12 protein-coding genes are annotated in these 12,525 nt (G+C 44.0%); all 12 read right to left on the bottom strand.

The window, feature by feature from the left end:
• Positions 1-10: 10 nt before the first annotated feature.
• Positions 11-1,588: a flagellar basal-body MS-ring/collar protein FliF gene (gene fliF / locus M3152_RS09100; RefSeq protein WP_251694823.1), complete on the bottom strand. Its 1,578-nt coding sequence runs from the start codon at positions 1,586-1,588 to the stop codon at positions 11-13.
• Positions 1,589-1,693: 105 nt separating this feature from the next.
• Positions 1,694-1,969, bottom strand: coding sequence for a flagellar hook-basal body complex protein FliE (fliE, locus tag M3152_RS09105; protein ID WP_251695297.1), 276 nt, complete (start codon positions 1,967-1,969; stop codon positions 1,694-1,696).
• 58 nt (positions 1,970-2,027) lie between these two features.
• On the bottom strand, positions 2,028-2,489 hold the full coding sequence (gene flgC, locus M3152_RS09110; RefSeq protein ID WP_251694824.1) for a flagellar basal body rod protein FlgC: 462 nt from the start codon (positions 2,487-2,489) through the stop codon (positions 2,028-2,030).
• A gap of 2 nt (positions 2,490-2,491) precedes the next feature.
• Complete coding sequence (gene flgB / locus M3152_RS09115; protein ID WP_251694825.1) at positions 2,492-2,884, bottom strand: flagellar basal body rod protein FlgB; 393 nt, start codon at positions 2,882-2,884, stop codon at positions 2,492-2,494.
• Positions 2,885-3,181: 297 nt separating this feature from the next.
• Positions 3,182-3,958, bottom strand: coding sequence for a GTP-sensing pleiotropic transcriptional regulator CodY (codY, locus tag M3152_RS09120; RefSeq protein ID WP_251694826.1), 777 nt, complete (start codon positions 3,956-3,958; stop codon positions 3,182-3,184).
• A gap of 83 nt (positions 3,959-4,041) precedes the next feature.
• Positions 4,042-5,445, bottom strand: coding sequence for an ATP-dependent protease ATPase subunit HslU (gene hslU, locus M3152_RS09125; RefSeq protein ID WP_251694827.1), 1,404 nt, complete (start codon positions 5,443-5,445; stop codon positions 4,042-4,044).
• Positions 5,442-5,987, bottom strand: coding sequence for an ATP-dependent protease subunit HslV (gene hslV, locus M3152_RS09130; protein WP_251695298.1), 546 nt, complete (start codon positions 5,985-5,987; stop codon positions 5,442-5,444). The genes hslU and hslV overlap by 4 nt, the downstream gene beginning before the upstream one ends.
• 9 nt (positions 5,988-5,996) lie before the next feature.
• Positions 5,997-6,914 (bottom strand): tyrosine recombinase XerC, encoded by a 918-nt coding sequence (gene xerC / locus M3152_RS09135; RefSeq protein WP_410055839.1) that lies wholly within the window; start codon positions 6,912-6,914, stop codon positions 5,997-5,999.
• Positions 6,915-7,223: 309 nt separating this feature from the next.
• Positions 7,224-9,299: a type I DNA topoisomerase gene (gene topA / locus M3152_RS09140; RefSeq protein ID WP_251694829.1), complete on the bottom strand. Its 2,076-nt coding sequence runs from the start codon at positions 9,297-9,299 to the stop codon at positions 7,224-7,226.
• A gap of 172 nt (positions 9,300-9,471) precedes the next feature.
• Positions 9,472-10,356, bottom strand: a complete 885-nt coding sequence (gene dprA, locus M3152_RS09145) for a DNA-processing protein DprA (protein ID WP_251694830.1) — start codon at positions 10,354-10,356, stop codon at positions 9,472-9,474.
• Positions 10,357-10,426: 70 nt separating this feature from the next.
• Entirely contained in the window at positions 10,427-11,329 is a 903-nt protein-coding gene (sucD, locus tag M3152_RS09150; RefSeq protein ID WP_251623962.1) for a succinate--CoA ligase subunit alpha, read from the bottom strand.
• A gap of 18 nt (positions 11,330-11,347) precedes the next feature.
• A complete protein-coding gene (gene sucC, locus M3152_RS09155) occupies positions 11,348-12,508 on the bottom strand; it encodes an ADP-forming succinate--CoA ligase subunit beta (RefSeq protein WP_251694831.1) in 1,161 nt (386 codons plus the stop codon).
• Between the last annotated feature and the right edge of the window lie 17 nt (positions 12,509-12,525).

Consider the following 12,525-nt stretch of genomic DNA (forward strand, 5'->3'; position numbering starts at 1 on the left):
CATCCCTCCGTCAATCTTCGGCAATCCATGTTCTCAGCAACTTGGCAAATTCTTCAGGCTTATCCTTCGCCATCTTTTCAAGTTGCTTTTTGCGAAGGGTCGCTTCCGTTTCGTTTTGTTCCATATTGATATCTTCGACATGCAATGCTTCGCGCTGCTCTTCGAGTATCATCGCTTCTTCCAATTCGCTTTCCTGTCTGCGTTTTCGGAAGTAGGCAACGACCAGGATGGCTATGACTGCTAGTAAAGCTGCACCAATTGCATATACCCACCATGGAATCGCACCTTTTGAAGATTGAGGTACGGTAACGAGCTTGCCATCAAAGTTTTGAGTAGTGATCGCGATCTTACTTCCCCAGTAATCTCCAGGAAGTTCTGCTGGCAAGTAGGTTTTATCAATGGAAGTACTGATAATCGTCTCTAGAATATTCCTAATATCACCTTCCACGTTATTCCCTTCCGAGGGCTCCATCATAACTTGAATACCGATATCGCGAATTTTATAAGGGCTTTCTACAATATCTTTCCTGATCCGGTTCACTTCATTGTTAATTGTCTCTTCCAAGCGCTCATAATCACCGTTAGCGTTGTTGCCTTCGACAAAGTTAGTCCGGTTATCTGTTGGATCTTCGCCTTCAGGAACGCCCCCTGCAAGAGCACCATCCCCTGAGAATGACTCTGTGATTCTTTGGACACTGATTGCTAGGCTATCAAGATCCTCATCTATACGATCAACAAGATTTTCTTGTCTGTTCTCCTGTTTGAAGTCAATATCTGTAGTTACGGAGACGACGACCTTATCCTGTCCTAACATCGTGCCAAGCATCATCTGCACTTTTCGTTGCAGATCGCGTTCAATTGTCTTTTTCAAATCCATTTGATTTACAACATTCGTGCCAATTGATTGATCGGATGATTTCAAATCAAAGTATTCGGAATACTGGTTCATGATAACGATATCGTCTGTAGATAAATTCGGTAAACTTTTTGATACTAAATTATATAAGGCCTTAATTTGAGGTTCCGTAAACTGATGCCCAGGTTCCGTCTTCAACATGATTGCAGCACTTGCACTTTGTACAGTTTCATTTAAAAAGACACTTTGTGTAGGCAATGTGAGCATTACATTTGCATCTTGCACACCTTGGATCCCTTTAATAAGATTCGCCAACTCGGTTTGCATAGATGCAAGCTTGATCATATTGAATTCATTGTCTGTCGTTCCAAAACCGGCATTCTGAGAGAAGAACGAATAATCGATAGTTCCTGTATTCGGGTACCCTTCCGCAGCCAGGGTGACGAGGAGGTCATCAACCCGTTCTTTCGGAACGAGGATTGAAGTGCCACCTGGTGCAATTTGGCTCGGGATGCCCTGCACATCGAGCTCTTCTTTGATTCTGCCAATTTCCGCGCGCGAGACGTCACTGTAAAGAGGGACGAATTCCGTCCTCGACAAGAAGTAAGTCAGAAATGCAGCAAGAACAATAACAGCAGCCGCGGACCCTATATATGTTGTTTTTTGTCGTTTTGTGCGACTCGACCAGAACTGCTTCAAGTCAGTCCCAATTTTCGTCAATCTTTCTTTCATTCTGATCCCCCGGTCTGCTTACATAGTCAACGCCGTTACGAAGAACGGCGTTTGCGAGTAAAAGCAAAGCGTTACGAGCACATCTTTGCTCTGCCGTCACGAATTTTAAACTGGCATTCTTATTATTTCCTGATACGCTTCAATTACCTTATTTCGCACTTCCATCGTCGCACTCAATGCAATTGATGCTTTTTGAGCGGTGATCATGACGTTATGCAAATCGACATCTTCCCCTAAAACTAGTTTTTGGGTCATTTTATCTGATTCGATCTGTTTGACGTTCACATCCTGTATGGCATCCTTTAAAAACGTACCGAAGTTCTTCTGCGATTCAAATGGCGTGGGCTTGAGAGCATCATTTATTTTCAACAGTCCCGGCATATTTCCCGCGCCTTGAATAGATTGTATAGGCATTAGTCATCTCCTCCATTTCCGGTTATTATTTCCCTATCTCGAGTGCTTTCATTAACATCGCTTTATTTGCGTTCAACACTGTCACATTCGCTTCATAGGATCTTGTTGCGGACATGAGGTCAATCATTTCTCTTAGCGGATCCACATTCGGCATTTGAACATACCCTTCGTCATTAGCATCCGGATGGCTTGGATCATAGACTAGCTTGAAGGGTGTTTCCCTATCTTCTTGAATTCGGGAAACCGTCACGCCGTACCCCGCCGCCCCTCTATCTTTGCTTCCCATTGCAGCTTGCAGCATCGAAGAGAAGCGTCCTTCCATCGGTTGGAAGCTGACGCTCTTTCGGCGATACGGCTGCCATTCGCCGTTTACCATCTTTCCTCTCGTCGTTTCAACATTCGCCATATTGGACGAGATGACATCCATCCTTAGCCGTTGGGCAGTGAGAGCCGAGGCGGAAGTGTTGAGACTATGGAAAATAGACATGATTATCTGCCTCCTTTAATGACATTTTGAAGGGAGTTGAATTTGCTGTTCAGACGATCGACTAATGCATTATAGTAAATCTGGTTTGCCGCAAGATCTGCCTGCTCCTTATCCATATCCACTCCATTGCCATCCTGCCGATAATTATAATCCGCATATTTGGCTATACCCGGTTTTGATACTTTCGAAGAAAAATCAAAATGCAGTTCGTTCGTCCGATATGCATTGATAGGTTTACTTTGGGCTTCTTGCATCATTTGCTTGAAGTCGACATGTTTCGACTTGTAATTCGGCGTGTCGACATTTGCAATATTTTGCGAAATAACTTTCCCTTTGGAAGAAGAAAAGTTCAAACCTTGCTCCAACAGTGAAATTGTTGATCCATAAATGTTCATTAATCTATTTCACCTCTAGTTGTTTTATCGTTATATATGAAAGATAATCTTTTCTATTAAACTTTCAATTAAAACACATATCTTATTGTATCGGATTTTGGCGAACTTTGTCCATCAAATTAATCAAAATAGATTAGGTCGAAACAACCCTTTTAAATCACTCTACTCGCATCATTTGTAGTTCTTAGGACTAATATCATAACCCGGAAGTATAGTCGCACTTCCTATTTCTTTCTCCTTCAAGTTCTTCACAAAAAAATAACACTCCGGGATGTTCACCCGGAGTGTAATAATTTGTTAATTTTTTTGGTTTTCGAGTTCTTCAAGGAATTTGTTGTTCAATACTTTAATGTAAGTTCCTTTCATACCAAGTGAACGAGATTCGATTACACCAGCACTTTCAAGTTTACGCAAAGCATTGACGATAACGGATCGTGTAATCCCTACACGGTCTGCAATTTTAGAAGCGACAAGAAGGCCTTCATTGCCATTCAGTTCTTTAAAGATATGTTCAATCGCTTCGTGTTCACTGTAAGACAATGAGTTGATAGCCATTTGAACGACAGCTTTGCTGCGAGCTTCAATTTCAATTTCCTCAGATTTCTCACGTAAGATTTCCATACCGACTACTGTTGCGCCATATTCAGCAAGAATTAGGTCATCTTCAGTAAATTTCTCTTTCAGACGCGCAAGGATAAGTGTTCCAAGACGCTCGCCGCCACCGATGATCGGAACAACAGTCGTCAAGCCATCCTTGAATAATTCGCGCTCCTCTTCCGGGAAGACCGAGTAATCGCTATACACATCAATATTCGAAGACGTTTCATTTACTTCGAAAAGTTTTTGCGTATACTCTTCAGGGAATTTACGTTCTTGGAACATTTGCTTCATACGTTCATTGTCGATTTGGTGGTGAATTTCCAGACCAAGTAATTTTCCTTTTCTGCTGACGATGAACGCATTGCATTCGATGACAACGCTTAATTTCTCAGCCATTTCTTTGAAGTTTACAGGTTTTCCAGCTGTTTCCTGAAGCATTGCGTTGATGTTTCTTGTTTTTGTTAGTAAAGACATAATTATTTTTCCTCCTATTAGTACCTTTTGGGTTTAAGAATATTCTAAAGCTTTTCAATCATTAAATAAACTAAAACGTTTCATTATAAGATGAAATGTGACAAATCTTTATTTTTTACGATATCTTTCAGCTTTTCATCGACATATGCCACAGTAATCTTGATTGAAGATGGTCCGATTTCCGCAGCTTCATACGATAACTCTTCAAGCAATTTTTCCAATATCGTATGCAGCCTTCTTGCACCGATGTTTTCTGTATTATCGTTCACATCGAACGCAATTTCAGCAACCCTCTCGACGGCATCTTCCGAGAACTCGATTTCGACATTTTCCGTCGCCAAGAGTTTTTCGTATTGCTTGATCAATGAAAAGTCAGGTTCTTTTAAGATCCGGACAAAATCCTCTTTTGTGAGCTTTTCAAGTTCCACGCGAATCGGAAAACGACCTTGGAGTTCCGGAATGATATCCGAAGGCTTCGACATATGGAATGCACCAGCAGCGATGAAAAGTATGAAGTCCGTTTTTACCGGCCCATATTTAGTGGTGACTGTCGAGCCTTCCACAATGGGTAGTATATCCCTTTGGACACCTTCCCTTGATACATCTGCAGATGACCCGCCGCCGTTGCCGCGACTTGCGATCTTATCCATTTCGTCGATGAAAATAATGCCGGATTGCTCAGTGAGCTCAACCGACCTTCTTGCAATCTCATCATGATCGATCAATTTATCCGCTTCTTCGGCTTGAAGGATTTTTCTTGCGTCCTTCACCTTCATTTTCCGTTTCGTCATCTTTTTTGGCATTAAAGACGATAAAGCATCTTGCATGCTTGCACCCATTTGCTCCATTCCCGAACCTTGGAGTGCATCAAACATGGAAGGTTGTTGGGAGGAGACTTCGACAGTAATCGATTGATCTTCCAATTCACCAGCGGCAAGACGACGGGCGATTTCTGACCGCTTCCTGCTTATATCATCCACTTCCTCGTGATTCTTCTCATCCTCATCGTCCTTTTGTCCAAAAAGCATTTCAAAAGGGTTCTGCATATTGACTTTGCGCTTTTTTTCCGGTACGAGCAATTCGACGAGTCGTTCTTCAGCAAGCTTTTCCGCCTGACCTTTAACGGACTCCCGCATTTCCTCCCGGACGATGCGGACGGCCGACTCGGTCAAGTCCCTTACCATCGATTCGACATCTCTTCCTACATATCCGACTTCCGTGAACTTCGTCGCTTCCACTTTAACGAACGGGGCGTTCACGAGCCGCGCAATCCTTCTCGCTATTTCCGTCTTTCCGACGCCTGTCGGTCCGATCATTAAAATATTCTTAGGGATGATTTCCCTTTTTTCCTCATCTGACAAAAGGCTTCTTCTATACCTGTTCCGGATTGCGACGGAAACCGCTTTCTTCGCAGCATCCTGTCCTACAATATATCGATCCAGATACGCAGTAAGCTCCCGTGGGGTCAATTCCTGCTTTGTATTCATTTGAGTACCTCCACAATAATCCGATCATTTGTGTAGACACATATTTCGGCAGCCGTCTCAAGTGCAGCCTTGGCTATTTGCTCAGCGTCGAGTGTATCACCGCTATATTTTTTCAGAGCGCGTCCGGCCGCCAATGCATAATTCCCACCCGATCCGATTGCAAGCACACCATCATCCGGTTCAATTACTTCACCGGTTCCCGAAACGAGCAGAAGCTTGTCTTTGTCAGCGACGAGCAGCATCGCCTCCAACTTCCTCAAGACGCGATCACCCCGCCACTCTTTCGCCAATTCGACAGAGGCACGCTCCAAATTGCCATTGAATTCGCCAAGCTTGCCTTCAAACAATTCGAAGAGGGTGAAAGCATCAGCGACAGAACCTGCAAATCCTGCAATTATTTTACCGCCAAAAAGCCTTCTCACCTTTTTAGCAGTATTTTTCATGACAACGGATTCTCCCATCGTCACTTGTCCGTCACCTGACATCGCACAAACACCTTTGTGCCGGACGGCAAAGATTGTTGTAGAATGAAATTCCATCAGCTCATCCTCCTAAGCCCGCGGATGTGTTTTCATATACGTTTTCCGCAGATGCTCTTTCGTGATATGCGTATATACCTGAGTTGAAGATAAATGACTATGACCGAGCAATTCCTGTACTGTTCTCATATCTGCACCATTTGACAGCAAATGCGTCGCAAAGGAATGGCGAATCATATGCGGATAAATCTTTCCGGGAATGGATGCCTTTTCCATCATTGCATTCAGTACATGGCGTACGCCCCTGTCCGTAATCGGGTCACCACGCAAATTGACAAACAACGAATGATGACTTTTCTTCTTCATAAGCATAGGACGACTTTTTTCCATATAGGATTCAAGAGAGTCTTGAGCGAAGCTTCCAAATGGGACGTAACGCTCTTTCCTGCCTTTTCCCATCACTTTGACGATGCCGAGAGAATTATCGATATCGCCCAATTCGATGGATGTGAGCTCACTAACCCGGATTCCGGTAGCATAAAGCAGTTCTAGAAGCGCGCTATTGCGTAATGATTTCGGATCTTCACCAACACATGTTTCAAAGAGTGATTCCAATTCCTTTTCATAAAAAAAAGCCGGAAGCCGCTCTTCCTTCTTTGGATGGTGCAATAAACGGAATGCATTATCATTTATCCCGAATCGAGCATTGCCAAACTTATAAAAAGAACGAATCGATGAAATCTTCCTTGAGATCGTTTTCCTTGCGAAACCTTTGTCATACAAAGTTGTTATATACAATCTTGCTTCAGGATATTCGACATTGTCCAGATCAGAAATTCCTTCTTGGGATAAAAAGGAGAGGAACTCGTGAATATCATTGCTATATTCCGAAACTGTCCGTGATGAATAGTTCTTTTCGAGGCGTATATAGGATATGTAATCGTCAAGAACAGCCTTTGGACTATTTCGTTGCAAGTGTTTCACCCCCATATGAATCACTCTGTCAATTATAACAAAATTGGAACATGTTTGAATAGTGGTTATTTTTTCTTTTTTAGACCCGTTCGTTTTGCACTATTAATCAAATAGGAGAACTAATTCGGAAATTCAAAAGTCATCCACGATTCACTATAACGTAAACTATATTGTTCCGGCAACATAATCGTCTTAGGTTGTCTGACATCTACTGTATTTTTAGACACAGTTTGTTCAATTTTTAGGTGATATACACATTAAAAAGCTGCACTAGGCGGATTTTTTCCGTCATGTGCAGCTTGCACTCGCTCAAACATCTCTGGCTTATTCTTGTGCATCCTCTTTATAATCACATTCCGTACATTGGATTTGCACACCTTTTTTAAGCCTTTTCTCAACTAATGTGTTTTGACATTTCGGGCACGGCCTGGCAATAGGTTTATCCCATGATACATATTCACATTCAGGATATCGATCGCAGCCGAAGAAAATCCTTTTCGTTTTGCTCTTCCTCTCGACAACTTGCCCTTCTTTACATGACGGGCATGTGACACCGATCGGTTTGATGATCGCTTTTGTATTTCTGCAATCGGGGAAATTCGAGCAAGCCATGAATTTTCCATATCGGCCCATTTTGAATACCATTGGAGAACCGCATTTCTCGCAATCCTCACCGGCGGGCTCGTCTTTGATTTCAATTTTCTCCATTTCTTCGTCGGCAACTTTGACGTGCTTCTCGAATTCTTTGTAAAATTCATCAATGACTTGCTTCCATTGGATTTCTCCATCTTCAACATCATCGAGGTTCTTCTCCATATCGGCAGTGAACTTGATGTTAATAATATCAGGGAAATATTGATTCACCGCTTGGTGGACGATTTCTCCAAGTTCTGTCGGAACGAACCGTTTGGCGTCCAACGTTACGTAGCCCCGTTTCTGGATTGTATCGAGTGTAGGCGCATAAGTCGATGGCCGGCCTATTCCAAGCTCCTCCAACGTCTTGACGAGACGTGCTTCCGAAAATCTCGGAGGTGGCTGCGTGAAATGCTGCTTCGGATCGATTTCGCTACCCTTCACGCGTTCCCCTTTTTCAAGCGGAGGCAGTATGCGGTCCTTTTCCTCTTCCTGATCGTCTTCCCCTTCAATATAAACCTTCATAAAGCCTGGGAACTTCACTTCCGAACCTGTCGCCCTAAATTTAACATCGCCATTCATCAGATCCGCAGTGACCGTGTCAAGCACGGCTGGCGCCATCTGACTAGCCACGAAGCGTTCCCAGATCAATTTATAAAGCCTGTGCTGATCTCGGGATAAATACTGTTTCATCGCTTCAGGCGGCCTCATGACCGAGGTCGGTCGTACAGCTTCATGTGCATCTTGTGTGTTGGCTGATTCTTTAGCCTTCGCTTTCGACGTGGCGACGAAATCCTTGCCGTACATCGTCTCGATGAAGGAGATTGCTTCTCCTTTTGCACTTTCTGATATTCGAGTGGAGTCCGTTCTCATATACGTAATGAGACCGACGATGCCTTCTTTGCCGGTATTGATCCCTTCATAGAGCTGTTGGGCAAGCATCATTGTTTTTCTTGCTCTGAAATTCAATTTACGTGCCGCTTCCTGTTGCAAGGAAGATGTTGTGAATGGAGGAGCTGGATTCCTTTTTCTCTCCTTTTTGACAACGTTGACAATCTCGAATTCATCGCCAGACATTCTGGAAAAAACTTCATCGACTTGCTTTTTATTTTCCAACTTCATTTTCTTCTGCGCATCACCGTAGAAGGAAGCCTCGAACGTTTTTCCATCTTTACTGAACTTCCCGCTGATGCTCCAGTATTCTTCAGGGATGAATGCCTTTATTTCATTCTCCCGGTCGATAATCAATCGTAATGCGACCGATTGCACACGCCCAGCTGACAATCCCTTCTTCACTTTCTTCCAAAGGATCGGGCTAATATTATAGCCTACTAGTCTATCCAATATCCTTCTGGCCTGTTGGGCATCCACCCGGTTCATATCAATTGGGCGAGGACTTTTGAAAGACTCCTTTATGGCATCTTTTGTGATTTCATTGAATACTACGCGGCAATCCGAGTTGATATCCACACCTAGTTGGTGTGCCAAATGCCATGCAATCGCTTCCCCTTCCCTGTCGGGGTCAGCCGCGAGAAATATTTTCTTCGCTTTTTTAGCATCTTTTTTCAACTCTTGCAATATAGGGCCTTTCCCGCGAATCGTGATGTATTTCGGTTCATAATTATTTTCAGTATCCACGCCCATCTGACTGCGGGGCAAATCCCGCAAATGCCCGATGGAAGCACGAACCTTATACTTCTTGCCTAAGTAACGTTCAATTGTTTTCGCCTTGGCGGGCGACTCAACAATTACTAAGTAATCTGCCATTTATCATGTTCCTCCTCATAGAGGTTCCCTTTTTGTACATCCGCAGGGCTGTCTATTTATTCCTGCCCATTCCGGTTCTCGGTGATTCCGGATGTAAAAGAATATCTGTTGCAAAATGTATAACAGATTTGAATTAAAATCAACCTTTTCAATAAAAGGAATGTTTTACCCGTCATTGATAAGAGCAGCTCTCAAGCGCTTGAAAGCCGTTCCATATAGGCTTTGCACCTTGTTCAATCAATTTATTCGGCCCAAGAGATAAAGCAGAGGTAATTGGCCCGGGAACCGCGTAAATAGCCTTCCCGTGCTCTAGCGCATGATCTACGGTGCTCATCGTTCCGCTCTTTTCCTCAGATTCAGTGATGATGACGGACTCTGATAAGCCGCTGATAATTCTGTTTCTCATCGGAAATGTCCATTTTGCAGGTCTCATATAAGGAGGATATTCCGTCAGCAGTAAATGGCGTTCAGCAAGCAATTCTGCAAGCTCCTTGTTTTCACGAGGATACAGGTGGAATAATCCATGTCCTAGTACCGCAATTGTCTTTCCGCCGAATTGTATTGCAGATTTATGCGCCATTGTATCCGCCCCTTTAGCTAGGCCGGAAACGATGACGGCTCCACGATCAACAAGCGGAGGAACAATGAATGAGAGCGCTTTCATCGAGTAGTCGGTTGCTTTACGTGATCCGATGATTGCCACTTTCATAGATGCTTCCAAAATCGTTGGATCACCTTTCACATAGAGGACTGTTGGAGGGTCGACAAGCCACTTCAACGGCTTCGGATACGCCAGATTCGTAATTGGAATAGGGATGATTTTCTCTTGTTGATAAAGAAGGGGGAAAGGAGTTTGCTCATGCCGTTTCAACTGTTCATTCAGCTGGACTGCTTTTGCTTTGGGGATTTTCAGCAATGTCGCGAGTTCGTCAGTGCGATATGTGAACAGATGACGAAGATCGGGGTCCATCTTCAAGATTTCCGCTACTTTGTTAAGTGGGACGGGGTAGACATAATGCAAAGCAAGCAACTTACGGTCGACGTCTGTGAGTAACACACAATTCCTCCTTCAGATTCCGGATATGTAAAAGAACAGCATGCAGTTATCCTGCATGCCGTACTGTCCATCAATGTGTTTTACATTTTTCGTAAAGCCCTTTTTCTTTAAGTACTTTAATTAATGTTTCTCCGATCACGGAAGGCGTGTCAGCCGTTTCAACTCCAGCAGCGTTAAGTGCTTTAATTTTCTCTGCAGCTGTTCCTTTACCACCGGAAATGATCGCCCCAGCATGACCCATACGCTTACCTTCTGGCGCTGTTTGTCCGCCGATGAAGCCGACAACAGGTTTTGTCATGTTCGCTTTCACCCACTCTGCAGCTTCTTCTTCAGCTGTACCGCCGATTTCACCGATCATGACGACCGCGTATGTTTCTGGGTCTTCGTTGAACTCTTTCAGTACGTCGATGAAGTTTGTGCCGTTTACAGGGTCTCCGCCGATACCGACAGCAGTTGTCTGGCCAATGCCTGCTTGCGAAAGCTGATGAACAGCTTCGTACGTCAATGTCCCAGAGCGGGATACGACGCCAACGTGGCCTTTCGTATGGATGTAGCCTGGCATGATACCAATCTTACACTCATCGGATGTAATGACACCCGGGCAGTTCGGTCCGACAAGACGTGTTTTCTTGCCTTCCATGTAACGCTTCACTTTTACCATATCAAGAACCGGGATATGTTCTGTAATACAGATGGCCATATCCAATTCTGCGTCAACAGCTTCAAGAATCGCGTCTGCCGCAAACGGAGCCGGAACGTAAATGACAGATACATTGGCACCTGTAGCTTTGACAGCTTCTTCAACTGTATTGAAGACAGGTACTCCTTCAACTTCCGTTCCGCCTTTGCCCGGTGTTACACCGCCGACGATTTTCGTACCATACTCGAGCATCTGCTTCGTATGGAAAAGTGCTGTTGAGCCTGTAATACCTTGTACAATCACTTTTGTATCTTTATTAATATAAATTGCCATCGTTTGTCCCTGCCTTTCTTAGCCTACGAGTTCAACAATCTTTTGTGCACCGTCCGCCATTGTGTCAGCAGCGATGATATTTATTCCTGATTCATTCAATAGCGCTTTACCTTTGTCAACGTTCGTACCTTCCAAACGTACAACAAGCGGCACTTCAAGGCCGACTTCTTTCGCAGCCGTAATAACACCTTCCGCGATTACGTCACATTTCATGATGCCTCCGAAAATATTGACGAAGATTCCTTTGACATGTTTGTCAGAAAGGATGATTTTGAATGCTTCCGTAACTTTTTCAGCTGTAGCGCCGCCCCCAACGTCAAGGAAGTTGGCCGGTGATCCGCCGTAGTAATTGATTGTATCCATCGTAGCCATCGCAAGACCTGCACCGTTTACCATGCAGCCGATGTTGCCATCTAGGGATATGTAGCTAAGGTCGTACTTGGAAGCTTCGATTTCTTTCGGATCTTCCTCGTCGAAATCGCGTAATTCGACAATATCTTTATGACGGTATAATGCATTGTCATCGAAATTGAATTTTGCATCCAATGCCAATACATTGTCATCGCCTGTAACGACAAGTGGATTGATTTCAACGATCGATGCATCTTTTTCTTCAAATACTTGGTAGAGTCCTAGCATGAATTTCGCAGCTTTGTTGACAAGATGTGTAGGGATGTTCATATTGAATGCCATGCGGCGCGCTTGGAACCCTGTAAGGCCGACGACTGGATCAATGACTTCTTTGAAGATTTTTTCAGGAGTCTCTTCAGCGACTTCTTCAATGTCCATTCCGCCTTCTTCAGAGCCCATGAGAGTAACGCGATCTGTAGCGCGGTCAAGTACAAGACCTAAATAATATTCTTTTTTGATATCTGATCCTTCTTCGACAAGAAGTCGTTTAACTTCTTTTCCTTCAGGGCCTGTTTGATGGGTTACAAGGGTTTTGCCGAGAAGCTCTTTTGCATACTCGCGCACTTCATCAAGATTTTTGGCGATCTTAACGCCACCCGCCTTACCACGCCCGCCGGCATGGATTTGCGCCTTGACTACGATTACGTCCGTACCGAGTTCCTTTGCCGCCTTTACAGCTTCATCGGGAGAAAAAGCTACCCGACCATTTGAAACAGCAACGCCATAATCTCTGAGCAGCTGCTTACCTTGATATTCATGGATATTCATCTTACATCCTCCATTCG

Origin of the sequence: Sporosarcina luteola (genome assembly GCF_023715245.1) — a bacterium.
In the GTDB taxonomy this organism is placed as follows: domain Bacteria; phylum Bacillota; class Bacilli; order Bacillales_A; family Planococcaceae; genus Sporosarcina; species Sporosarcina luteola_C.

Excerpts from the sequence above, each read along its gene's own strand:
- fliF (WP_251694823.1), bottom strand. The coding sequence starts at position 1,588 with ATGAAAGAAAGATTGACGAAAATTGGGACTGACTTGAAGCAGTTCTGG.
- fliE (WP_251695297.1), bottom strand. The coding sequence starts at position 1,969 with ATGCCGGGACTGTTGAAAATAAATGATGCTCTCAAGCCCACGCCATTT.
- flgC (WP_251694824.1), bottom strand. The coding sequence starts at position 2,489 with ATGTCTATTTTCCATAGTCTCAACACTTCCGCCTCGGCTCTCACTGCC.
- flgB (WP_251694825.1), bottom strand. The coding sequence starts at position 2,884 with ATGAACATTTATGGATCAACAATTTCACTGTTGGAGCAAGGTTTGAAC.
- codY (WP_251694826.1), bottom strand. The coding sequence starts at position 3,958 with ATGTCTTTACTAACAAAAACAAGAAACATCAACGCAATGCTTCAGGAA.
- hslU (WP_251694827.1), bottom strand. The coding sequence starts at position 5,445 with ATGAATACAAAGCAGGAATTGACCCCACGGGAGCTTACTGCGTATCTG.
- xerC (WP_410055839.1), bottom strand. The coding sequence starts at position 6,914 with ATGGGGGTGAAACACTTGCAACGAAATAGTCCAAAGGCTGTTCTTGAC.
- topA (WP_251694829.1), bottom strand. The coding sequence starts at position 9,299 with ATGGCAGATTACTTAGTAATTGTTGAGTCGCCCGCCAAGGCGAAAACA.
- sucD (WP_251623962.1), bottom strand. The coding sequence starts at position 11,329 with ATGGCAATTTATATTAATAAAGATACAAAAGTGATTGTACAAGGTATT.
- sucC (WP_251694831.1), bottom strand. The coding sequence starts at position 12,508 with ATGAATATCCATGAATATCAAGGTAAGCAGCTGCTCAGAGATTATGGC.